Here is a 24543-nt window from a genome sequence, read left to right as displayed (position 1 = left end):
GAGGCACGGATCATGCCCTTGAACATCGCCGATCTACGTGCCGCGCTGGAGCGTGCCCGCACCGACCACCGGCTGCGCGTGGACGCCGGCTTCCTCCAGCTCGCCCCCGCGCACGACCTGTTCGCCCGGTTCCTGCCCGACGCCGTGCTCGACGTCAGTGGCGTGACGAGCGTCGACACGGACGGCCTGAGAGTGACCGGCCAGGTCACCCTTCTCGGCCAGGCCGCCGCCACGGCGGACGTGGTCTTCCTCGCCGACGCCGACGGGAACACCGTCGAGGGCGTCCGCGCCGACGTCGCCCTGCTGCCGGACGGCCTGAGGCTGCCCGCCGAGCTCGCCCCGGTGCCCTCGGCACTGGAGCGCATCGGAATCGGCCCCCTGCATCTCGTCTTCGGGATCGAACCCGGCGGCGACGCGGGCCCGCTCCCGGCCGTCGGATGCGGAGTGGAGCTGCTGTTCCCCGACAAGAAGGCGGCCCGGCGGCCGTACGTGTGGGGATACCCACCGGCGGGCGACGTGCAGACCTGGCGGCTGGCGGGGGAATTCCCCGGCGTGCCCCTGTCCGGCCTGGACGCGCTGCTGCCCTGGGCCACCCTGCCCAGCGGCGGCTTCGATCTGCTCCCCGACGACGTGGCCAAGGGCGCGGCCCTGAGCCTGACCGCCGCATCCCTCGACTTCGCCCTCGGAGAAGCGACGGGTGACACGGACGCGCCGCAGGACGAGGCCGGCCCGGCGCCGCGGTGGCTCGCCGCCGGCCTGCGGATCGACCTCGGCCGGGCCTGGGAGCCCCTGCCCGGTCTGCTGGAACTGGACGGCCTCCACGCCGACTTCTCCGTGGCCGACCCTCTGGGCAAGGGCTGCACGGCCGCCGTGGTGCTGGGCGGACGCGTGACGCTCGCCAAGGATGTCGTCGTGGACGTCGGCGTGAGCCTGCCGGAGAAGTCCGTCAGCGGAGTCCTCGTCGGCCCACTGCCCGTCGGGGCACTGCTCGCCGACCGCTTCCCGGGCGTCCCGGTGCCCGAGGACCTGAAGGTGACCCGTCTCGCCGTGGGCGCCGAGCTCGGCCGGGGTTCCGCCTGGGGCTACGGCCTGGACCTCCGGCTCGGCGACGTCTGGCACGTCAACGACGACATCGCCCTGTCCGAGGTCGGCCTGACCCTCCTCCGCGCGGGCGACACCACGACCGCCGAGGCGACCGCGTCCTGGAAGCTGGGCGAGGGAACCGTGGACGTGCACGGCACCTGGCAGACCGCGTCCGGGTGGCGGTTCGAGATGGACGCCGCCCACATCGGGCTCGGCGACGCCTTCGCCGCCTTCGGGATCCAGCCGCCACCGGTGCTCCAGGGCGTCACGGTCGAGCAGTTGACGGTGACGTACGACAGCGCGACGAAGAAGTTCGAGCTGCACGCGCGGGCCGCGTTCCCGCTCGGCGCGATCGAGGCGGACCTCGACGTCACCGTGAAGCTGACCAAGCGCACCGGTGGCCCCGGCTACGACCAGGAGTACGCGGGCGGCCTGACACTGGCCGTCCCCCAGGACCACGGTGACCCGCGCACGCTGACCTTCGCCGTCAGCGACGTCCAGCACGCCCAGTTCGTCGCCACGTGCACGGACTCCAAGGGTGTCTCCTTCGGTGACATCGCGCGCCTGCTCGGCGTCACCGACCCGGCCACCGGCCAGATCCTCGACCGGCTCGGGGCCCTGGACGCGCTCACGGTCGCCTACACCTCCGCCCGCAAGGCCATCGTCTTCGCCGCCCACGAGAAGAACGGCGGCTCGCTCGTCGCCGTCTCGGACCAGCCGCCCGCCGGCAACCGCGCCTGGGCCGTCCGCGTGGGCGTGGCGCTGGACGCCCGGCTGTCCCAGGTGCCGCTGCTCCAGGGACAGATACCCGAGGCCGAGGACGTCGGCGTGTGCGGACTGGGCGCCCTGGTGGCGCTCGACACCCTGACCGCCGACCGGGTCACCGAGCTCAACAAGGCACTGGCCGCCGCCGGCAAGGCGTTGCCCCTGCTGCCCACTGAAGGCCTGGCCAAGGGCATGGCCTTCACCGTGGACCTGAAGCTGCCGGGCCGGACGGGGACGACGTCGCTCGCCGTCCGGGGCACCGGACGGGGCGACAAGGCCCCGGCAGCGTTGCACGCGCACGTACAGGACAGTGACAGCACCCCCGTGGCACCGGGCGCGGACACGGCAGGCAGCGGCGGCAGCGCCCTCCCGCTGGTCGCCTGGATCGGCGTCCAGCGCTCGATCGGCCCCCTCACCCTGCGCCGGGTCGGCGCCGGATTCGCCGACGGCACCGTATGGGTGCTCTTCGACGCCTCCCTGGGCATGGCCGGGCTCACCGTCGGAGTGGACGGACTCGGCCTGGGCATCCCCCTGTCCGACCCGCAGCACCCCCACTTCCGGCTGGACGGGCTGAGCGTCGGCTACTCCCGCCCGCCGCTGGCGATCGAGGGCGCCCTGGTCCACAAGCAGGACCAGGACTACGACCCGCTCATCGAGGGCGTGCTGTCCGTCAGGGCCGAGGAGTTCGGGCTCACGGCCCTCGGCGCGTACGCCCGCCCGACCGCACACCCGGACCAGACGTCGCTGTTCATCTTCGGCAAGGCGAACGGCGAGTTCGGCGGGCCCCCGCCCGTCCAGGTCACCGGCATCATGGCCGGTTTCGGCTTCAACACCGACGTCCGGCTGCCCGAGGGCGACAAGGTCCTGGACTTCCCGTTCCTCCAGGACCTGACCGCCACCGAACCGCTCCAGGTCCTCGAAAAGCTCATGGGCGGCGGCAAGGACGCCTGGGTGCGTCCCGCCGCCGGGCAGCTGTGGTTCGCCGCCGGCCTGGAGTTCAAGATCTTCGAATTCCTCGACGGGCAGGCGCTGCTGGTGCTGGAGGTCGGCGACGACTTCGCCGTCGCGGTGCTGGGCACGGCCGAGGCACGGTTCCCCAAGGACCAGTCGCTGGCCCCCTACGCACGGGTCCGGCTCGGTCTGTCCGCCAAGTACCGGGCGAGCGAAGGCGTCCTGAAGCTCACCGCGCAGCTCGCACCCGGATCGTTCCTCCTCGACGAGGCGTGCGTGCTGACCGGCGGGTTCGCGCTGTACACCTGGTTCGACGGCGACAACGCCGGCGACTTCGCGCTGACCCTGGGCGGCTACCACCCGAAGTACCCGGTGCCCGCGCACTACCCGCGGGTGCCGAGGCTCGGCTTCAACTGGCCGGTCACCTCAGAGCTGACCATCAGCGGCGGCTCGTACTTCGCGCTCACCCCCGGCGCGATCATGGCCGGCGGCGCACTGGACGTGAACTACCGTTCCGGTGACCTGCACGCCTGGCTGACCGCCCACGCCGACCTCCTCATCGAATGGGCGCCGTTCCACTTCGACGCCGAGATCGGCATCAGCATCGGGGTCAGCTTCGTGCTCGACCTGTGGCTGGTCCGGGAGACGATCAGCGTCGAGGTCGGCGCGTCCCTGCGGCTGTGGGGTCCCCCCACGGCCGGCGAAGTCACCATCCACCTCTGGTTCATCTCGTTCACCATCGGCTTCGGCGACGGCAGCGCCCGCGACGACCAGCCGGCCCCCTGGGCGGACGTGGTCAAGCAGTTGCCGCCGAAGCAGGACGCCGTCCGTCTGGTGCCCATGGACGGGCTGGTACCCGCGCGTGCCGGGGACGGGCTGTGGGTCGTCACGCCCGGCGCGTTCTCGTTCGCCGTCCGCACCGCCGTCCCGGTCTCCGGCCTGAACCTCACGAAGGGGGCGGACTCCCAGAAGATCGACGGCGCGCCCGTCAACATCCGCCCCCGCCGCGACGAGGGCAAGGGCCTGGACTCCACCCTCACGGTCACGCTCACCAAGCACGGGGTCGTGCAGGACCTGAGCCCCTGGTACGCCGGTGACGCGGCGCAGAACCGGGCGAGCCTGCCGGCGGCGCTGTGGGGCGCGTACGACGGCAAGCTGACCACCGGCAGCGCGCAGCGGGTGGACGGCCAGCTCATGGGCGTCGACCTGCGGCTCCCCGCACCCCATCAGGGCGGCAGCCCGGGGCACATCAAGGCCGGGACGATCGCCCACGACGACCGCAGGCCGGACGGGATCCTGCCGCTGCGGCAGGCCGCCGCCGCGCGGACCATAGCCCTGGAGTCCGCGGCCGAAGCAGCCGATGCGGTGGAGCCGGTGGAAACGGCCGAAGCAGCCGCACCGGCGCCGAGCGTCGGCGCGCTCACCGGCGACCTGACCGGCGCTCCCGTCGACCAGTCCCGCGACCGGCTCTTCGCCGCGATGGGCTACCTCGGTGTCAGTCCGGGCACCAACCAGCGGCTGGCCGCCACCGACGGCCTGGTGGCCGGTGACGTCGACGCGAAGCCCGACCACACCGTCCCGGGCACGCCGACCGAGAGCGAGCGGCTGTACGTGCTGGGCGAGGGGCGGAAGGTGACGCCCGTCGACGCGCAGAGCCTGACCGCGTACGCGCCCTTCACCTCGGCCTACGAGCACCCGACCCACCTGGCTGTCAGCCCCGACGGCACCCGGCTCTTCGCCGCCGACCCGGCCTCGCAGCACATCGACGCGTTCGACATCGCCGCCAATCCGCCGGGTCCGGCGGTCGACACGACCACCGGCTCCCCGGCATGGCTGGCGCAGAACGTGCGCGCGGCGTCCTTCTCGCCCGACAGCAAGTGGGCGTACGCCACCTACGCGCAGCCCAACCAGCTGGAGATCCTCAACGTGCGGGACGGCGCGCCGAAGGCCGTGCACACCTACGGCACGGACAACCGGATGCCCGCGGACGTCGTGCCCGCCCTGCCGTGGAGCGACGGCCGCCAGCGGGTCTACATCGCCCTGCCCGGTGACAACGCCGTCCTGGAACTGGACGTCGCCAACCTCCAGAACCCCATGCCCGTGGGCGACCCGCTGCCCGCAGGCCCTTCCCCCACCCGGCTCGCGGCGGATCCCAAGGGCCGCTGGCTGTACGCCCTCAACGAGGGCGGCGCGACGGTCACCGTGGTCGACGTCGCGGCCCGGAAGGCCCTGGCCACCCTGCGGACCGGTACGAGCCCGAGCGCCCTGGCCGCCTCCCCGGACGGCAGGCGCCTCTACGTCACCAACGCCACCACCGGCACGGTGTCGGTGTTCGACACCTCCGGCACGGTGCCGCAGGCGGCGGGCGAGCCGGTGTGGGTCGGTCCGGAGCCGATCGCGCTGGCGGTGTCCGCCGCGAGCGACCGGCTGTACGTCGTCCGCGCGAAGAGCCGGGAGGTGCACGTGGTGGACATCGCCGCGGACCAGCCCGTCCTGCTCGACACCACCGTCCCCCTGACCGACGACCCGGTGGCGCTGGCCGTGACCGTGCCACCGCCGGCCCAGCAGACCACCCGAACCACCGAAGGCGGTGCGGCATGAGCCCCCTCCCGTACGCCCCGGATCCCGATCCGTCCCTGGACGTGCAGTTCATCGACTCGCTGGTGCCCCAGGTCACCGCCGGGCGCTACACCCTCACGGCCCACCAGACCCTCACCCACAGCGGCGCCCGCGTCGACGAGGACGGCTATCTGGATCCCCCGGCGACCCAGGAGGTGGAGGTCCGGGCATCGCGCTTCACCGTGCAGCCGGAGTGGATCCACGGCACCTACCCCTCGCCGGGCGCCACCGGCCTGTACGACGACGTCCTGCCGCACATCACCCTCGACCGGCCGACCCTGCCGTGGGAACGGGACGAGGCGACAGCGGCGAACGGCACACGGCTGCCGTGGCTCGCCCTCCTCGTCCTCGGCGAGGGCGAGCTCCCCGAGACCGATCCGCACTGCCTCGGACAGACCGAGGCGCGGACCGTGGAGCAGCTGACCGGCACGGAGGACGGCGTCGTCCTGCCCGCCTTCGACCAGGCCACGGACCCCGTCACCGACGACGACAAGAAGACCGTGTGCCGCACCGTCCTGGTGCACCGCTCCGTCTTCCACGCCGTCGCCCCCACCGAGGCCGAACTGCCGCTCCTCACCCACGTCCGCCGCGTCAACCACCGCCACCAGGCCCCGACCCTCACCGCCGACCTCATCCAGGTCGGCGACTACGCGGTCGTCGTCGGCAACCGGCTGCCCCGCGCGGCCGGCGGCCGGTACGTCGCCCACCTGGTCTCCCTGGAGGGCTGGCAGAAGTTCCTGCCCGACGGGACCAAGGAGACCTACGACGGCCCCGACCAGAAGCTGCGGCTGATCTCACTGTGGTCGTGGGCCTTCGAGACCGTCCCCGACCACGCGCCCGGCTTCGCCGCCCTCACCGAGCACTTCGTCGACACGGAGGGCGAGCAGGGATCCGCGCTGCTGCTGTGCGTCCCGCCGGGCGACCGCCCGCTGTCCGGGGACGACCAGAAGGAGGTCGCCGGCCGGCTGCGCGACGGCTATCTCCCGGTCTCCTGCCACACCGAGTCCGGGCGGCAGACCTTCGCCTGGTACCGGGGTCCGTTCCTCCCCCAGCCCGCCCGGCCGCGGACCGACCGCGAGCGCCGGCGCTGCGCCGCCGAGGCGCTGATCCACCTGGAGCAGTACGGCGTCTTCGACGTCAGCCTCGCCACCGCCTTCACCGCGGGCCGCGGTGTCGCCCTGGCCGATCACCGGTTCGGCGCGGCGCTCCTCCGGCTGCGGGGGAAGGTGCGCCGGGCAGTGGACGGCCGGGTCCAGCCCGCGGCCGGCGCGCGGGCCCGGCTCGAACACCTGGTGACGAACGGTCTCGCCGGCCACCTCGGTGAGGCCCTGCGCGCCCCCGCCCGGCCCACTCCGCTCACCCGGCGCGCCGGCGTCACGCCCGTACCTGCACCGATGGGCACGCCCACTGCGGCGCACCTCGCCGTCCGGGGCGACGACCCGCTCGTCGATCCGCACGACGAGGACCTTCTCCTCGTACGGAACCGGCTGCTCGGCCTCCGCAACCTCGCGGGCGTACCGTTCGCCCACCTCGTCCCCGACACCCGGATGCTGCCCGCCGAAAGCCTGCGCTTCTTCTACGTCGACCCCGACTGGACCGCCATGCTGCTCGACGGCGCGCTCAGCGTCGGGCTCGCGCACTCCTTCGACCTCACGACGGACGCGCTGGTGTTCGGCCCGGACGGCCAGGCCCCGCTGCCCGAGCCCGCCGCGCCCGTCACGGGCCTGCTCCTGCGCTCGCAGCTGGTCAGCGGCTGGCCCGCGCTGGAGATCCGCCCGTACGCCGGCCCCCGGGCCACCGGGGACGACGAGAAGGCGCTGCCGGTCGTGCGCCGCGAGGCGCTCGCCGACGACGTCCTGCTCGTCCTCGTCGAGGGGATCCCGGGCCGGGTCGAGATCGCCGAGCCGCAGCAGGGCGTCCACTTCGGCATCGACGAACTGGACGAGGGCGGGGCCGACGACCCGGTCGACGACGGCGTCATCCGGCTGCGCGCCCTCACCGGCGACGACATCGGCAAGGAGATCCCGGACAAGCACTTCCCGGACACGCCGGGACTCCGCCCCTACCTGCGGGCCACCGGACCGAGCGCCCCCGACACCGTGCTCAGCGTCGCGCGCCTCGCCGCCGGGCTGAAGGGAGCGCTGGCCCTCGATCACGACCTGACACCCAGCGAGTTCGCCATCCAGATGATCAACGCCGCGCAGCGCCGCACCTTCACCACCGACCCCGAAACCGAGCCTGACACCGTCACGACAGGAGACCACCGCAATGGCTGACCGAGACGACACCCTCATCGTCCCGGTGAACGTGGACGCCCTGGTGGTCAACCAACACGTCCGCGAGCGCGGCGGCCAGGGCTTCCGGCGCTGGCAGCCCAACTTCAACCTGCTGCGCCACAACCGCACCCCGGAGCCGGATCCCTTCACCAACGAGGAGAAGTGGAACGCCACCGAGCAGGGTGAGAGCGACGACGCGTACAAGCAGCACGACGGCGTGTACCTCCGCTGGGAACTGCCGGAAGCGCTGCGTCAGGGTGCCGCCCGCGCGGCCGGCGGGCGCACGGAGTTCCCGCTGGTGCCCAACCGCTGGCTCGTGGTGCGGCAGACGGACGGTCGCCCGACGGCCGGCTGGGTGGTGGAGAGCGATTACCTGGACCCGAAGAAGGGCACCTCGCGCTTCGTCCACCCCGTCGAGCCCGGTGTCCAGGACCCGGCAAAGACGCCGTACCGCTCGACCGTCGTGCCGACGAAGATCGGTCAGGCCCTGGACATCGGCCCCGCCGGCACGGCGTGGAGCGAGCCCGCCACCACGTCCGAAGCCCGCAGGAAGCTGTTCCTCACCGCGGTCGGCCCGGGCGTCATGACCTTCCACGTCTACCAGCCGTACCACGAGAACGTCTTCTCCCTGCACGACCCGCTGACCGGCATCGACGGTCCCGCGACCCTCAACTACCAGGTCGTCGGCTGGTATTCCGACCCGGCGGAGGAGGAACTGAACCGCCGCCTGCACGAGACGGGCGCGACGGTGGACTCCGTCCTGGCCGGGCTCGGCTGGAGCGTCGACGACCTGCCCCAGGGGTGGACCCCGGACAGCACCGCGTACTGCGGCCGCGCCGTCGACGTGCGGTGGACGCCCGACGCGCTCCCGGATTCGGACCGTCCGGCGAAGGAGGACGTCCGGGAGAAGATCGCGGTCGGGAGCAGCGCGGACGAGGCGTACGCCACGCTGCTCGCCGAACTCGGGCACGACACCCTCGACCACACCGACCCCGCCCTCCTGCACACGCTCGGCCATGACCTGCTGGACGTCCTCGACGGCCTCGACGGCACGTTCGAGGCCGCCGAGGCCCTCCACAAGGGCTGGTTCCGGCAGCTCCCCGGCGGCTTCGTGTGGCGGCTCGCCGACACCACGGACAAGGGCAACACCTCCGGCGACCCGGCGTCCGTCACCTGGTCCGGTGCGGCACCCGAGCACGAGGCGTGGCTGGCCCGGCTCAACTCCGACCAGACCGCCTACGACCGGGCCGAACGCGAGCTCACCGTGCTCCAGCAGCGGCTGTACGCCCTGTGGTGGATGCACGGCCTGCCGCTGATCCCGCCGCAGTACACCCGCGAGGAGCTCCGCGCCGAGATCGACCCGGCGAACGAGAAGGGCCTCGCCTTCGAGGTGGCCCGGCGGCTGGACGAACTCGGCGCGCTCCTGGCGAAGATCCCGCACGGCGCCGACGGCCCGGAGCTGGACCGGTCCCTCGCCGACTACCGCAAGACGAACCCGCTGCCCGGGACGTACCAGGTCCGCCGGGAGACGCTCCCGCCCTTCCACCAGGTCACCGACCCCACCGTGCTGCTGGCCGGGGCGAAGAGCCACACCGCGCACCCGTCCCTGGCGGGCGCCAAGGGGCTGCTCTGCCGCACCCCCGCGCAGATCCTCGGCGGCGACCGGCCGAACCCGTATCCCGATCTGAAGACGGGCGGGCTGCCGCCGGTCGCGTCGGCCCTGCTGAGCGAGTTCGCCTACCTGCTCGACCCCGCCGACAAGGACAAGATCCCCGCCGGCCTCGTCCCGGAGCCCTGGCGGCAGCCGTGGAAGCCGCTGCTGTTCCAGTGGCGGGTCAAGCACTGGCCGGTACCGTACGCCGACGGGAACGCGCACAACTGGCAGTTCGACGGCAGCACCTACCAGTGGACGAGCGGGTCCGCCACGGACACCGTCGAGGTGACCGGGCGCCGCTTCCTCGTACCGCTGGTCCAGCACACCTTGAGCAGCAAGCTCGAACGGTACGCCGCGGACCACCCCGACGAGGAGGTCTCCAAGGCGTTCGAGAAGGCCGCCGGGCAGATCAAGGACCTGGACCTGCTGTCCCAGCGGCTGGACGGCCTGACGGACGCGTTCGCCCTCCGCGACCCCGCGCCCAACCTCAGGCCGCCGGGCCGGATCGGCGACCTCGTCGGTGACGCGTACCACCACCTGCCCGACGCCGGTGCCCTGCCGGAGCCGTTCAAGGGCTGGCTGCCGTCCGGGTTCACGCAGATCCGGTCCGGGCAGTTCGCCCTGAGCGCGCTCACCGTCGTCGACGAGTTCGGGCAGACCCTCGACGTACTGCTGCCGGGCGACGCGGACTTCCTGCGCCCGAAGGTGGGCGACAGCCTGGTACCGGGCACGAAGTTCGCCGACGAGGACCTGAAGGAGCGGTTCGTCCAGCTGCCGCCGAGGCTGCTCCAGCCCGCCCGGCTGCGGTTCGACTTCGTCACCGAGCACGACGACGAGCACCTGGTCGACCTGACGGCGAACACCACGCCGGTGGGCGCGTGGATCGTCCCCAACTACGTCGACCGGTCGCTGCTGTGCTACGCGCCGACGGGCGAGCCGCTGGGCGAGCTGCGCCTCGAACTGCGGGAGAACGGGAACGCCGTGTCGACGGTGGTCGGCTGGGGCCCGCTGCCCGACTCACGGATCCAGGACATCCGGAACCTGGAGGGCGCGCGACCGCAGCTCTACGCCTTCGCCAAGGAGCTGGTCGCCAAGGGGCCCGGCGCCTTTGCCGACCTCATGGCCACCATCGACGGCGCGCTGGGCGGGATCGACCCGGGCAACCCGTACGGCGACGAGGTGCTCGGCGCACTGCTCGGCCGCCCCCTCGCCCTGGTCCGCGCCCGGCTCGGCTTCGAGCTCGACGGCCTGCCGGTCGCCGACCCGGGGTGGCAGTACGCCCGGGACTGGCGGACCGTCGCCGCGTGGGGGAACCGGCCGGCCGGGCAGACCGCGCCGCCGCAGCTGGCCCACCTCGACTACCGGTGGCCCATCCGCCTCGGCAACGCCGGGCAGAAGGGCGACGGCCTGATCGGTTACTTCGACGAGGACAACTACGGGACGTTCTACGCGGTGACCACTCCGGGCGGCTCCGCGCACACGGACTACGTGGCGGGGATCGGCTCGTCCAACTGGCCTTCGCTGCCCGCCGACTCCACGGCGCACAAGCACCTGACCCTGCTGCTCGACCCGCAGGCGGCCGTCCACGCCACCACGGACGTCCTCCCGGTGACGGACCTCCAGCTGCCCTCGCGCTTCACGCGCACCGCGATGGCCGCCATGCGGGTGGCGCTGCGGCTCAGCCCCGTGCTGACCACGACCCGCAGGGTGCCGAGCGGCAAGGCGCCGGCGGGCAACGGAAGGCCGGAGTTCGTCAACGCCCTGGCGCTGCCGCATCCGACGTCCCCGCAGGGAACCTGGGACTGGGCCGAACTGACCCCCGCCTCCGAGTGGGACCACAAGCCGGTCGTCCAGATCGACCAGAACGCCCGGCTGGACGAGGACGGCCCGGTCATCCGCACCGGCTTCCTCCGCCTGAGCGGCGGATTCGACACCAAGTGAACCCAAGCAGCCTCGATGCGACCCCGAAAGGATCCCCCTTCGTGAACGCGCCGGACCTCGGCAAGCCCCTGCTGGACTACGCCCTCATCAGCGAGCCCTTCCCCCTCTACGCGGCCACCGCCGACGCGCCGCCCACCACCGTGCACATCGTGGTCTCCAACGGTGGGGGCAGCACGGTGTTCTGCCGCGAGATCGTCTTCTCCCTGCCGCACGGGGACCTGGCCCAGAGCCTGGTGGACACCACCTCGGGCGACGGCGACGCCAGTGTCGCCGGCTGGACCGTGGAACCCCTCCAGAAGGGAGTCGGCATCGTTCTCCCCGAAGGGGACTACGCCAACTTCGTCGCCAAGGCGCCGGGGGGCAGCACTCCCGTGGACGCCTCCGGCATCACCATCTCGCTGAAGAAGCTGAACATCAGCAAGATGCCCGGCACGGCCCGGTTGGAGGTCCGTGAGACGGCGACGCTGGACACGGGCAAGTGGCCGGACAGCCCGGGGTTCGTCACCCTCCCGGTCACCAAGTTCCCGGCGCCGCTGATCCCGGTGCAGGCGGTGTGCGACTTCCGCGCGGACAAGCTGGAGGTGTCGTCCGGCGGTGCCGTCCGTCTGACCTGGAACGGCCCGTCCACCTTGTCGTACACGATCCTGAGCGGCGGCGGCGCGACCCCTGCCGAGGACCAGCCGAACCCCACCACCGGCCACGAGTGGAACGGCACGGTCACCCGGGACACGACGTTCGTGCTCCAGTACGTCACCGGTGCCACGACGCACTACCTGACCACGGTGGTCACGGTCGACAACCCCACGGTCAACGGGCTGAAGGTCGTGGGCGACGAGGGCCTGCACGTGACGAAGGACGCCCACGTCGACGGCGACCTGAACGTCGGCAGGAACGCCGGCATCACCGGCACCCTCGCGGCCACCGACGACATCACCACGCACGCGCATTTCATCGACCCTGACGGCCGTCCGCTCCGGAGCAACTGACATGGCCGGAAAAGTCACCATCGGCGGCAGCGTGACCGTCAACGGCACCGTCGCCCTCGGCAGGGGTGCCCACTTCACCCTCCTCAATCCCCGGGGCAGCACGGACTTCCACGACACGGGCCAGGACCAGGATTGGCCCTTCACGGTCCCGGCGGACGTCACCCTCCTCCACCTCGACCTGCGCGGCGCCGGCGGGCAGTCCGGCGGCGCCGCCGGCGGCAAGGGCGCGAGCATCAAGGCCCTGCTGTACGTGAACCCCGGCGACGAGCTCACCGTCCGCATCGCCCGCGACGGCGCCTCGGGCGCCTCGGCCAGGGTCTCCCACAAGGGCACCCTGATCGCGGGCGCCGGCAGCGGCGGAGATGCGGGCGGGAAGGGCGGCGACGGGAACTCCGGCTGGGGAGGCGGCGGGGGCGGCAGCAGTTCCGCCCACGGGGGCCCCGGGGGAGGCGCCGGTGGTGGCGGTACGGGAGGCGGCGCCGGCGCGGGAGGCGATGCCGGCGTGGTCTCGGCCGCCGGCGGTCCGGCCGCAGGCAGCTCCGGCGGCTCGGGGACGGGCGGGAGCGACGGCAGCGACGGACACCAAGGCTCCGACGGATCGCAGTGGGGTGCGTACAACCCCGGTTACGGCGGAAACGGAGGAGAAGGCGGAACGACCTCCAGCGCGGGCGGCAAGGGTACCGTCCGGGACAGTGACTGCAGCGACGGAAAAGACGGGAGCGGACGACAGGGCGGCGCCGGAGGAGCGGGAGCCAAAATCGATCCGAAAGAGGACTACCACGGCGGCAACGGTGGTTCGGGCGGATCCGGTGGGTCCGGTGGGTCCGGTGGCCGGGCCGGTGCCAACGGAAGCGCGAAGAGCCGGGCGTCCGACGGCAGTGCGGGGACCGACGGCTTCGGCGGCGGAGGCGGCGCAGGCGGAGGCTGGGGCGGGGGATGGGGCGCTCACTCCGGCGGCGGAGGAGGCGGCGGCGGAGGTGGTGGGGCAGGCGGCCACGGTGGTGACGGCGGCGCGGGCGGCGACAGCTACTTCGACGCCGCCGAGGCCACGCTGATGCACGCCGCCGCGGACAACGCCGGCTCCGCGGCCGTCACCCTCTCCTGGGGCGACTACACGGTTCCGTCCTGACCCTGCCGCGGCTTCCAAGGAGCGGCGCTGTCGTTGCCGCATCGATGAGCCGTGCACACACTCTCGCGGAGCCTCTTCACCTGCCGGCATGACCGTCGCCGGTCGATGCCGAACTCGGCGGGCCCGCACGCCGGGCCGCCAGTTCCTTCTCCACCTCGCGCAGCAGGAGTGCGAAGTCCACGCGTTCCATGTAGAACGGGCCTGCGGCAGCCGCGAGGTCCGGGAGACGTTCGGCCATGCCTTCCAGAATGTTGATGTGGACACCACCGAGGCCCTTCGGGGGGTCCCCCTTCACCCGGTCCAGCAGAATGCCCATGGCCTGCAGGAGCCGGGCGTTGTTCCCGGAGGCCGCGACCACACGGTCGGCGGCTTCCCCGTACTCCTGGTCGAGCAGGCGGCGGAAGTCGAGGTCGCGGAAGGTCTTCAGGTCGGCTTCGGCGCGAGCGGTACGGTCGGCGTACTCCGGCGACTCGTAGAGGGAGATCAGCCGGGCGTACTCGGCGGAGAGGGCGTGCGCCTCGGCCACCTGGCCCGACAGCTGCTCCACCTGCGCCGAAAGGGCCGGATCGGTCTCGCGCAGACCCGTCCGCTCCAGCCAGCCCGGTGCGCGCTCCGACAGCTCGGCACCGAGGACTCCGGCCAGGCGGTCCATCCGTTCCTTGAGCGCGTACAGCTCGCCGACGCCCCGCGCGCGGACCATCTTCAGCATCGACCGCGCGTCCGGTTCCCTACGGACCCGGTCGAGGAGGGCTTTCAGGCCGGCGGGGTCCCCGTACCCCTCGACGTCGGAAAGCGCCCCTTGCAGCAGCTGTTCGCAGGCGGCGAGTTCGTGGGGCTTGAGCTTTTCCATGTTCGTCGCGCTGGGGCCTTGGACGTGTTGGAGGACGCTCTGCAGCACGCCGATCTCCCGGCTGCCGCGCACGAGCGTTTCCCGCAGTTCCTCGATCTCCGCCAACCGGGCGTGGGCCGCCGTGATTTCGGCCTCCTGCTGTGCGTGCTTGTCGCGGTAGCGTGCGGGCAGCACCGCATGCGGGAGGACGCGGGACGGGGTGAGCTTGTCCTGCTTCTGCCGCAACCACTTGATCTTGTCTTCCCATTGCGTGCGCTCAGCGTCGAAGTCACGCATGTACGCGTCGGCGCCTCCGGCGGCGGCGGCCCGTTGGAAGTGCTGAAACTCCCGTGCCACTGCCAGTTGCTCCGCATCGAGAGGGCCCGTCCCGGCCGTCAGCCAGCCGATGAGCTCTTCGACGTCCGCGGGCCCGAGACCGAACAGTGTGGCCCGGAAGGCCCGCAACTGGGCCTCGTGCTGCTGTTCCGCGGTCAGTTCGGGAGCGGCGGCGGGTCCGGCGGCCGGGCCCTGCTCGGCCGGAGCGCATATCTGGCGCAGCTCCTGATCCACCACGTCCATCATCCCCATGGCTTCCGTACCGAGTTCACCCGCGATCGCGGCCACGGTCTGCCCGGCCTGGCGGGCCGCTCCGTAGATGTGCGCGGCGGCGTACGAGGCGGCCCAGCGCAGCGCCAGGCGTGTGCACCACTGCGGGAGCGGAACGGCTTCGACCAATGCCTGCTGGGCGGCGGAGGGGACCTGGGCCAACGCGCCGCCGGCCCATCGGGAGGCTTCCACCAGGGAGGTGCCGGCGCTCCGCGCACCGGCCACCGGGCCCTCGCCGGCGAGAGCGGCCAGCGCGCGGCCCAAGGCGCCGTGCACCGCTTCCTCCGCCGTGGCGGCACCACCGCGCACCGCCTCGGCGGCCCGGGTGGCCGCTGCGGGGACCTCCCGCAGCAGCTCGGCGACGGTCTGCCGGGGCAGCAGGGCGGACAGCTCGTCGGGGAGCGGCAGCAGCTCGGCGACCCGGCGACCGGGCAGTTCCGTGGCCCACGCGGCGGCCTGTGTGGCGGCCCCGGCCGCCAGAGTGCCGACGCGCTGCGCGGAGGCTGCCGGGCCTTCGCGGGCGAGGGTCACCAGCGCGCGGCTCAAGGCGCCGTGCACCGCTTCTTCCATCTGCGCGGCGTGGTCCGCGGCCAGCCCAGCGGTGTTGTCGAGTCCTTCCGCGACCTGGTTCAGCGCATGGCTGAGAGTCGGCATGCGGTCCGCGCGGGACGGGCCGGCCGCTCCCCGGGCTTCCGCCCGGTCACGTGGCGTCGGGTCCAGGGTGCGGCCGGGCGGACGCCGGACGTCCTGGGCGTTCGAGCGCTGCCGGATCGCGGCGACCGCGGTATTTCCCGCGGAACGCTGGAGGGCCATGATCTGCGCTGCGCCCCCCGGGGGCGGGGCACGTGTCGGGAGAGGCTGAGGGGCCGCGCGGGGAGCATGTGCTGTCCCTGCCGACTCGGCGCCACGCCGAGCCGCAGTCTCGGCGGTCTTTCCTCGCACCGGCATCTTCCGCTCCTGTCCTCCCGTTGAGACCGCATCCCGCTGGCGAATCGCTGGTGGACCTGGTCCTTCAGCTCGTGTCTTCGTCAGCCGGGCTCGTACACACCGCGGGTGGCGTCGACATTGCGCTTCATGACCTCGCCGGCGAGGCGATCGATGATCCTGCCGTGCAGCGGATCGAACTCCGCCAGGACCATCCCAGGAAGCGTGCCGAGATCCCGGTGGCCGTCGGTCTTGATGGAGAGCCTGATCCTGGCCGGGAACAGGGTCCCCGCGGGGGTCACTTCGAACCGGGCCCAGAAGTGGCGGGCATCCGTTCCGGCCCACTTGGCGATCATGTCCTCGTAGGGGATCATCGCGGAGTTGGTGACGTAGGCGCCGGCCACCAGGTTGGTCGCGTCGGTCGACCCGCCGATCTGCGCACCCTGCACGTGGAGCCATTCCCAGTTCTGCTCGAGTTCGTACGGATCCCCCAGGAAACGCTTGGCGTAGGCCACCACGCCGAGAGCGTTCCAGCCGTTCATCGCGCTGTCCTGGCCGGCTCCGCGGTCCACGGCGGTCAGGTCCGTGCCCGGCACCCAGCCGGTGTCCGGGCGCGGGGCGGTGAGGCGGGCGTACTCGGCGTGCAGCGCGCGCTGCGTTGCCTCGTCCATGTCGCGGTTGAAGAACTCGGCGTCGCTGAATCGTCGGTTCGCGATGCGAATGCGGTGCGCGGCGGCGCGGGCCGTGCCGGCCGTGGAGACGTACATCATCCGCGTCCGGTCTCCCGGGAAACGTCCTTCGTACTCGAAGACGTTGGCGCCGTTGTCCTTGTCCTGGAAAAGCGCGCGCCGATGTTCGTACTGGCGCTCGGCGAGACTCTCGTACCGCACGTCGTCGAAATGAGGGGCCGTGGCCTCGTCGATGCCGAGCACGTGCAGGGCCTGGTCGCGGGACGGGGCCAGGCCGTACAGACGCCCTTCCGCCCGCGGGGCGCGCGAGCCGCCTGAGTTGTGCCAGATCTGCGGACCATGCCTGACGATCGCGGCGACGAGGCCGGGCGTGGCGCGGCCCAGGGCTTCTTCGCCGACAGGGCCGGTCGCCTTGGTGACGCTGTCGTAGTGGAAGAGGCCACCGAGCTCGTGCCACAGGTGGTGCCACACGGGGCCCCTGTCCCGGTAGGCGCCCTTGATGAATGCGTCGAGGGCGCTCGACCGGAGGTCGCCGGCGAAGCCGACGGCACCGAGGGCGGCCTTCAGCCTGTCGACGCCGCCGTACTCCGCGAAGAGCAGCTTACCGTCGGCCTTCTTCACGAAGGCGTACTCGGCGCCCGGGTCGAGCGAGTCCTGGTAGATCCGCTCGTCGTAATTCGCCAGGTGCATGGCGCGCTGCACGACCGGAGTGCTCGCGGCCGGTGCGGGGACGGTGTCGAGGGGCCGTTGCTCCGTCGCCTCCACCGGTGCCCTCATGGCCCGTGACGCGTTGGCCTCGGCCTCCCGTTCGAAGCGGTCGTCCGGGTCACTCACCGCGAACCCGTGACCGGTGTCGGTGCCCGCCACCGGCCCCCTGCGCTGCTGGACGACGTGCGTGAGCTCGTGCGCCAAGGTGGCCTTGTCCGCTCCGCCGCGGCCGATGACGACATGATTGCCGGCAGTGTAGGCGCGCGCGCCGATCGCCATGGCCGATCGCTGCGCGGCGGGGCCGGTATGGACGCGTACGTCGGACAGATCGGCACCGAGCCGTGCTTCCATCGCACCCCGGGTGCCGGCGTCGAGCGGCCGGCCACCGCCGCGCACCACCTCGGGCACGGCGGACAGCTCCCGGGACGCCCCACCCGCTCGCAGCATCCTGAGGACCGCGCCGTTTCCGGCCGCCCGCTGAAGGGCCAGGAGCAACGAGGCCCTCTCCGGCGGCGCCACGGCCCGCGCGGGCTCGGCCTGTGCGGGCTCGGGTGAGATCCGCGCCGGGCGCTGCGACCGGTTCGATTTCGGAACCCAACGGCGCATGGCCCTCCTCAAGGCGAGACCACCAACAGTGGCCCGCATCGTCGAGCAGCGTCAAGGACGGGATCTCACGCCCCCTCTGCTGCTTCTCGCCATCGGGCCGATTTCCCGTGTGCGGAAACGGTTCTTGAAAGAATTCCGGCCACGCCGCAGAGCCGAATAGGCAACGTGCAGACCTTCTTGACACATATCCAGGCCACGGCGGAGGTGAGGGAACTCGTACGGAATGATGTGCTCCGAATGTCCTTGTTTGCAGCTGAAATGCCTTCCGGCCCCCGGCACCGGAACCGCGCCTGGCTGCAGCCCGCGGCCCCATCCCCACGGTGGCCGGTTCGACCAGGTGCGGCAGGGAGTGCTGGCGGCATACTCTCAACCGGTCGAGCGCCGCTCCCGCGTGAACCATCAATCCGCGGCACCTTTTGCCGGTGCGCACTTCCACGCGCCCTCTGATGAGTTCACGCGTCAACGAAAGGCCGGAGGGGGAGCACCATGGCGGACATCGCCAGCATCCAGGAGTTCAGTCTCAACAAGACGCCGCATTCGGTGGCCGTGGGAAATAGGCGGTACTTGTGGATCACCACGAACAGCAAGACCGTCGTCAAGATCAACCCCAATGACCCCAACAGTGCTCAATCGATCCCCACCGGGGAGTACGACCTCACGGCCGGGGTCATGAAGGACCCGGTATCCGAGAACGAGCGGATCTGGATGGCGTCGCCCGCCAGGCGGGACCCCATCCTGGTGATGGAGACCTACGGGAATTACCCGGTGACCGCGATCCCCCTGGAGCCGGACGCCAAGGCGGAGAGCATCACGCTCCGGACGACCGACAAGGGCACCGAGGGCCAGCCGAACATCAGCTACAGCCTGCTGTTCGCCGAACCGCAGCACAGCTACATCGGCATCCTTCCCGTCCCGGCCCAGGGCGGCGTCTACGACAAGATGCCCATCGGCCGGAGCACATGGCTGTGGGATGTGGCCGTCACGACCGCGGCGGACAAAAAGACCCACACCTACTGGGCCACGGGCCAGAAGGACACCACCGTCAGCCCCGCCAGGAACGAGAACGGCCTCTACCGGCGCTTGCCCGGGCAGACGGCATGGGAGAAGGTCGAGATTCTCGAGGGCGAGCAGAAGCCCTTCTACATCATCGCCGACACCGAGGCGGTCTGGTTCACCGCCACCAACCCCAACCAGGTCGTCCGCTACGACATCGCGGAAGGCACCTCTCGTACCGTGTCCCTGGGCGACGCGGTGCCGCAACAGCTGGTGTTCTACACGAACGACAAGGTGTGGGTGGCTTCCAGCAAGGGACTGCACGAGATCGACCGCCGTCAGCCGGGTCCGGGTTCCATGGTGAACCTCCCCAACGGCGGTGGCGCGAAGGGGCTCTGCGTCGGCACCAACGGGGAGCTCTGGTACACGAACCCCACGAACAAGTCCCTCGGCAAGTACTCCGTTCCGCCGCCTCCCTACGGTGGCGCCTCCCTCGCCGGCCGGACCCAGGTGGTGCACCAGGGCAAGTCCGCGGTGCACATGAAGGATCACGTCGAGCATCCGCTCATCGTGGAGTACGTCTCCAACGGCCACCCCGTACCGGGCATTCCGCTCACCTGCCGCATCGAGGCGGACGGGGCGACTTTCGACGACGGGTCCAAGGAACGCGTGATCCTGACCGACCAGCTCGGCCGGGTCGCCGTACCACCCGTGTCGGCAGGGCTGATCGAGGAAGTGGCGATCCTGAGCGTCGGTCTGGGCGACAGCGAGCCGCACGCGACCACGACGCTGAGGATCACCCAGGGCTAGTGGTCCGGCATCGACACCCGCGGTTCATCCCGCCTCTCCGGAGGGAGCACCAGAATGGCAGCCCCAACGATCCCCCTCGGCAACACCGACGAGTTCCCCATCGGCACGGCCGCCGTCGACCTGGCATGGCAGAGCGACGACCAGAACCTGTGGTTCGTGACGGCGGAGGGCGCGATCGGCCGCTTCGAGCCCCGAAGCCCCTGGAGCAACACCGTCTTCACCCCGGGACCGGGCTTCGCGGGTACCGCGAACTCCCTGGTCGCCTGGCCCGGCCACGGCGTGTGGACCTTCCTCTCGGGGCAGAGCGCGGCCGTCTTCGTCAAGTGTGACAACAACGGCCACTACCAGACCCACCCCTTGGACAGCGGGCGGGAATGCCACTCCATGGCGCTCGCCAAGAGCCGTGAGGGATGGGACCGTATCGTCGCGGTGCTGTCCGACCGGAGTCGGCTGGTCTTCATCAACTCCGGTGGCGCCCTGTCGACTTCACTGATCTACCCCGACGGCCTGTACGGGGTGGCCGTCGGGGAGCGCGAGCCGACTCTCTACTGGCTCAGTTCGCCCGGGGGCAGGTCGCTGGTGCGCTATGACGCCCTCACCGGCAACTTCTCCCCCGCCGTCACCATCGGCGTAGAAGCACGGGACCTGGCCGTGACGCCGTCGGGCGACACCGTGTGGGTGGCCACCCCGGACAACGCGCTCTACAAGTACAGCGTCGGGGACGGTCTGCTCACGCGCGTCGACTCCCCCTGTCCGGCACGCCGCCTGAAGGCGACCGCGGACGGAACCCTCTGGTTCGCCGGCCCCGAGGGCGACGCCATCGGCTACGTCCTGCCGGGAGAGGCGAGGGCCGCCGTGATCTCCACCGGTGACGGCTCGCGGCCCTCGGGGCTGGCCATGTCCGCCGACAGCCGGCTGTGGTCCGCACTCTCCGGCAGGCAGGCGTTGCGGCGTGTGTCCCGGTACCGGCTGGCCGTCGTGTCCGGGGACGCCCAGTCGACCGTCGTCGGCCGGCGCTTCGCCGACGCCCTGGTGGTCAAGGCCGTCCAGCTGGACGGAACGCCGGTGACCGGACAGCGGATCGAGTTCTCCGTGGAGGGCGGCTCGGCCGTCTTCGAGAACGACAAGCCGACGGAGACCCGTTACACCGGGGCCGAGGGAGAGGAGTCGGGCGTCGCCACGAGCTCGCTGCTCAAGGCGCTGAAGGAAGGCCCCTGCGTCGTCACCGCCCGCTGGACGGAGACCGAGGCCGTCGCCTCCTTCTCCCGGCTGACCGTCACCCCGCCGGTGGGTGCCGCGCACCACGTCCGCTATGTCTCGGGTGCCGGACAGACCGTATCCCCGGGGAAGTCCTTCGACGAGCCGATGAAGGTCATCGTGGAGGACAAGGACGGCAGTCCCGTGCCGGGCGCCGAAGTCACCTTCACGATCCGCGACGAGGGAGCGGCGACGTTCCCCGGCGGAGTGGACACCGCCAAGGTGACCGGCGAAGCCGATGGTTGCGCCACATCCCCCGTGCTGACGGCCGGTGACAAGGCCGACGTGTTCGCCGTACGGGTCTGGGTGGCGAAGACCCCGGTGAGCCTGCTGCTCGAACAGAACATCCAGTGACAGCCGCGCACTGACCGGCCCCCCGGCTCCCGCCCGTACGGCGGGAGCCGGGGTCCGGCCGCCGAATGCCCGCATCCCTCGGCACAGACGGAGGAACGCGCCCCCACCATGCCCGACAACGACGCACTGCTGCGCACCGAGTACGACTTCGAACTCCCCCACGGCTATGTGGATGCCGCGGGCACCGTGCACCGCCAGGGCACCATGCGACTCGCCACGGCCCGCGACGAGTTGTCGCCGCTGATCGACCAGCGGGTCAGGGAGAACCCCGCCTATCTGGGGGTGGTCCTCCTCAGCCTCGTCATCACGCGGCTGGGGACCGTGAGCGAGGTCCACGCGGGCGTGGTGGAGCAGCTCTTCGCCAAGGACCTCGCCCATCTCCAGGACCTCTACCGGCGCATCAACGGCCTGGACTCCGGCCACGGCGCCGTCGCCTGTCCCTCCTGCGGGACCAGCTTCGCCCTGCCCGGGCCGGCCTCGGGCGGCCGCCTGGGGGAAGCATGACGCACCCGGAGCGCCGGCTCCGTGAGGAGTGCGCCTACCTCGCCTACCACTTCCACTGGGCGTACGAGGACATCCTCACCCTGCCGCACGCGGAGCGGCGCGCGTGGGTGCGTGAGATAGCGCGGATCAACACCGCGATCGGTGAGGGGCGGTGAAGGGGTTGAACCCGTTGAGCCCTTTCAGGCGGGCACGGCGTGGGGGCCCGGCGCCCGACCGGGCCCCGGCGCCCCCGGCGGGGCCTCCGCCCGGGCCTCCGCCCGGTGCGGACTGGCGTGTCGTCGCGCCCGTCGGGCTGTTACGGACGCCCGTGCCGCTCCCCTGCGGGCTCGGTGCCTTCCGGCGGGGCCTGGAGGCCTGGCGCCCGGCGCCGCTCGTCACGGCCGACGGCCGGCTGCTGCCGCGCGGGGTGCCGTTGGCACTGACACCGGCCGACTATGGCGCTCTTCTGACCGGGGTGGCGGTGGTGCCGGAAGTTCCGCTGATGCCGGGGGTGAGCTCTTCCCCGATCCCGCCGCTTCCCGGAACCGGGGCCTTCGCCCCCGCTCCCCCGGCGGCCACAAGGCGTGTCGAAAGGCGGTCCGACGAGTACGGGCATGAGGGCGGGACTGTTGAGGACCCCGGCCTGCCCCGGCAGGGGAACGGTGCGGACCGGCGAGCCTGGAGCGAGCCCGGCGCCTCGGCGGGTATAGGGCGGCCCGAGCCCCGCGCACCTGGGCCCGCGAGCGACCCAGGGAGTCCCCCGGGCCGGCAGGCCGACAGCGAGCCCGGCGAAGCCGGCGCCTTGGGGAGCCCGGCGCGCGGCAGACGCAAGGCCACCGGACGGCCCGGTAGTCCTGTGATCCCTGGGCACGCCACGGACGGCGGAGTCCGGAGTGAGCCGTTCGTCCCTCGTTCTCCGGACGGTTCCGTACGCGCTGAGGGCTCACGGGGACCGGACGAGGTCTCTGTGCGTGGGCTGCTCAGGAACCGTGGGCACGACGGAGACGCCCTCGGCCACCACGAAGCTCACCGGGTGGGCTCACGCGGCCCGTCGTCCCGGGACGGAGACCGCGGCCTCACTCCTCAGCGGGGACCCCTGCACCGCCAAGACCCATCGGACGAAGGCGGAGCGGACGGCGGCGGCCCGGCCAGTGGCCCGGAACAGCAGCGTGCGCAACGGCACCAGGCCGAAGCACCCAGCACGTCGTGGGCTCCCTGGTACCGCCGAAGCCGGCCGGACCGGGCCAGCACCGGCACCCCTGGTCCGCCGGAGGTCCTGGGGCACCACCCGGACCGACCGGGCCGAGGCGATTTCCCCGGTCTCCGTCTTCCTTGGAACCGCGGACACCGCCGGAACCGATCCGGCAAAGACGCGGCCGACGGTCCCCACACGGCAAAGGATCCGGAGCGTCATCAGGGCCCACCCGGCCAGGATGACGCCCCCGGCCACGACCTTCCCCAGAACCGCGGGCACCGCCAGAACCGATCCGACAAAGACGCAGCCGACGGTCCCAGCACGACGAAGGTTCCAGAGCACCATCAGGATCAGCCCGACCAGGATGACACCCCCGGCTACGACCTTCCCTGGAACCTGAGGGACCGACAGAACCGACCCCACCGAATCGCGGCAGCCGGCTCCGGCCCGGCACGGCACCCGGAACACCACCCGGGCCGGCCGGGACCAGGCGAAGTCTCCGGTCCCGGCTCTCCCGGAATCCCCGGCCACGCCGAGCCCCGGGGCGGCCACAGCGAGACCCGGGGGACGCCTCCGCAGGGTTCCGCTCGCCCCCCGGGCCGGCAGGACCACGACGCGTTCCTCTCGGAGCGTTCCGGTGACCGACAGGCCCCCGGCGGACCGCCCGGCCCCAACCCTTCGTGGGATCCGGGGCGGAGTCCCGGTCCGGTGGTGGGGAGGGATCGGGGCGACCTCCCCCCGGCCGCCCCCCGGCACCGGCTCGGCGTCGGGCGGCCGCTCCCCCGCGTACCCGGCACCGCCATGCCGTTCGTCATCCCGCCCCCCGCCGGGAACGAACAGCCGCCCGGCCCAGCGGCCGGCGCCCCGTCCACCACGGCCCCCTCGTTCGCATTCGCCCCGCCCCCCGCCCCGGCCCCGCGGACCACGCACGACCCGGCCCCACCGGACGCCGCGGCCATCGCCCGGGAGGTCGCTCAGGAGGTCGTCCGGCGGCACGCCGGGCTCCTGGCCGAGGCCGTGGTTCCGGCCCTCGGGTTCTCCCGGCGGACGCGCCGGGCGGCGGTGCGGTGGCAGTCGCCGTCACCGCCGGCTCCACCACCGACGGAAGGCAGCCCCTGGGGCACCTACCCACCCCGCTGACGCCCCGCCGACGACGCCCCGGCTCGTCGCCCTCGAAGCAGCCGCACCGCCCGAACCCACGGAGTGCTCGCACATGCCGGACCAGCCCTTCGCCGTCAGTTCCCACTTCGAGCTCTCCATAGGCCTGCACGCCCTCGGCTCCTTCACGGCCTGTGACGGGCTGGGCTGCGCCATGGACGTCGAGGAGCGCGTCGAGGGCGGGACGAACGGGCATGTGTGGCAGCTGCCGACGCGGTTGCGCTACACGAACGTGGTGCTCAGCAGGCCGCTGACGCAGGAGACCGTGCTCGTCTGGGCCTGGCTGCGGGCTCAGGTGATCGAACCGGTGCGGCTGCCGGGCCAGCTCGTCGCCCTCGGCCCGGACCGGCGACCACTGGTGCGGTGGCTCCTCGACGGTGTGCTGCCGGTGCGCTGGAGCGGGCCGACGTTCGATGTGGACCAGTCACAACCGGCCCGGGAGACCTTGGAGATCACCCACAACGGCTTCCTGGGCATCACCGTCTGACCCGTCCGGACTGTCCCTGCCCGTCCCGAACCGTCGAGAG

Annotated in this window: 12 protein-coding genes; 10 read left to right on the top strand and 2 right to left on the bottom strand. The window is 72.1% G+C overall.

Annotated features, from left to right (window positions below; genetic code table 11):
• Positions 1-12: 12 nt before the first annotated feature.
• Genes JO379_RS28390 through JO379_RS28370 form a run of 5 tightly spaced genes read left to right on the top strand, consistent with a single transcriptional unit; the run spans position 13 to position 13404 of the window.
• Positions 13-5400, top strand: a complete 5388-nt coding sequence (locus tag JO379_RS28390; protein ID WP_209517580.1) for a DUF6603 domain-containing protein — start codon at positions 13-15, stop codon at positions 5398-5400.
• Positions 5397-7694, top strand: coding sequence for a hypothetical protein (locus JO379_RS28385; protein WP_209517578.1), 2298 nt, complete (start codon positions 5397-5399; stop codon positions 7692-7694). Before JO379_RS28390 ends, JO379_RS28385 begins: the two co-directional genes overlap by 4 nt.
• Positions 7687-11289, top strand: a complete 3603-nt coding sequence (locus tag JO379_RS28380; RefSeq protein ID WP_209517576.1) for a hypothetical protein — start codon at positions 7687-7689, stop codon at positions 11287-11289. The genes JO379_RS28385 and JO379_RS28380 overlap by 8 nt, the downstream gene beginning before the upstream one ends.
• 41 nt (positions 11290-11330) lie before the next feature.
• Positions 11331-12275 carry a hypothetical protein gene (locus JO379_RS28375; RefSeq protein WP_130881337.1) on the top strand — a complete coding sequence of 315 codons (945 nt, stop codon included), beginning with the start codon at positions 11331-11333 and terminating at the stop codon, positions 12273-12275.
• A gap of 1 nt (position 12276) precedes the next feature.
• Positions 12277-13404, top strand: a complete 1128-nt coding sequence (locus JO379_RS28370; protein WP_209519052.1) for a hypothetical protein — start codon at positions 12277-12279, stop codon at positions 13402-13404.
• A 76-nt stretch (positions 13405-13480) separates the two neighbouring features.
• Here JO379_RS28370 and JO379_RS28365 read toward each other — a convergent pair whose 3' ends face one another.
• The gene (locus JO379_RS28365) at positions 13481-15652 is read right to left on the bottom strand and encodes a hypothetical protein (protein ID WP_209517574.1); all 2172 of its coding nucleotides are present in this window, start codon (positions 15650-15652) and stop codon (positions 13481-13483) included.
• Positions 15653-15867: 215 nt separating this feature from the next.
• Positions 15868-17766, bottom strand: coding sequence for an eCIS core domain-containing protein (locus JO379_RS28360; protein WP_209517572.1), 1899 nt, complete (start codon positions 17764-17766; stop codon positions 15868-15870).
• 486 nt (positions 17767-18252) lie between these two features.
• Here JO379_RS28360 and JO379_RS28355 point away from each other — a divergent pair, with 486 nt between their 5' ends.
• From JO379_RS28355 to JO379_RS28335, 5 genes are all read left to right on the top strand, one after another.
• Complete coding sequence (locus JO379_RS28355) at positions 18253-19569, top strand: NHL repeat-containing protein (RefSeq protein ID WP_209517570.1); 1317 nt, start codon at positions 18253-18255, stop codon at positions 19567-19569.
• 54 nt (positions 19570-19623) lie between these two features.
• On the top strand, positions 19624-21180 hold the full coding sequence (locus tag JO379_RS28350) for a hypothetical protein (protein ID WP_209517568.1): 1557 nt from the start codon (positions 19624-19626) through the stop codon (positions 21178-21180).
• A 108-nt stretch (positions 21181-21288) separates the two neighbouring features.
• Positions 21289-21684: a hypothetical protein gene (locus tag JO379_RS28345; protein ID WP_130881343.1), complete on the top strand. Its 396-nt coding sequence runs from the start codon at positions 21289-21291 to the stop codon at positions 21682-21684.
• On the top strand, positions 21681-21839 hold the full coding sequence (locus JO379_RS28340; protein ID WP_165451670.1) for a DUF6760 family protein: 159 nt from the start codon (positions 21681-21683) through the stop codon (positions 21837-21839). The genes JO379_RS28345 and JO379_RS28340 overlap by 4 nt, the downstream gene beginning before the upstream one ends.
• Positions 21840-24071: 2232 nt before the next feature.
• Entirely contained in the window at positions 24072-24503 is a 432-nt protein-coding gene (locus JO379_RS28335) for a phage tail protein (RefSeq protein WP_130881344.1), read from the top strand.
• Positions 24504-24543: the final 40 nt, after the last annotated feature.

It is taken from the genome of Streptomyces syringium (assembly GCF_017876625.1).
Classification (GTDB): Bacteria; Actinomycetota; Actinomycetes; order Streptomycetales; family Streptomycetaceae; genus Streptomyces; species Streptomyces syringius.
Note: the sequence above shows the minus strand (reverse complement) of the source record. Positions and strands in the feature narration are given on the sequence as shown.

Coding starts and splice junctions, on each gene's coding strand:
- JO379_RS28360 (WP_209517572.1), bottom strand. CDS start 17,766: ATGCGCCGTTGGGTTCCGAAATCGAACCGGTCGCAGCGCCCGGCGCGG.
- JO379_RS28370 (WP_209519052.1), top strand. CDS start 12,277: ATGGCCGGAAAAGTCACCATCGGCGGCAGCGTGACCGTCAACGGCACC.
- JO379_RS28390 (WP_209517580.1), top strand. CDS start 13: ATGCCCTTGAACATCGCCGATCTACGTGCCGCGCTGGAGCGTGCCCGC.
- JO379_RS28345 (WP_130881343.1), top strand. CDS start 21,289: ATGCCCGACAACGACGCACTGCTGCGCACCGAGTACGACTTCGAACTC.
- JO379_RS28380 (WP_209517576.1), top strand. CDS start 7,687: ATGGCTGACCGAGACGACACCCTCATCGTCCCGGTGAACGTGGACGCC.
- JO379_RS28355 (WP_209517570.1), top strand. CDS start 18,253: ATGGCGGACATCGCCAGCATCCAGGAGTTCAGTCTCAACAAGACGCCG.
- JO379_RS28340 (WP_165451670.1), top strand. CDS start 21,681: ATGACGCACCCGGAGCGCCGGCTCCGTGAGGAGTGCGCCTACCTCGCC.
- JO379_RS28365 (WP_209517574.1), bottom strand. CDS start 15,652: ATGGCCCTCCAGCGTTCCGCGGGAAATACCGCGGTCGCCGCGATCCGG.
- JO379_RS28335 (WP_130881344.1), top strand. CDS start 24,072: ATGCCGGACCAGCCCTTCGCCGTCAGTTCCCACTTCGAGCTCTCCATA.
- JO379_RS28385 (WP_209517578.1), top strand. CDS start 5,397: ATGAGCCCCCTCCCGTACGCCCCGGATCCCGATCCGTCCCTGGACGTG.
- JO379_RS28350 (WP_209517568.1), top strand. CDS start 19,624: ATGGCAGCCCCAACGATCCCCCTCGGCAACACCGACGAGTTCCCCATC.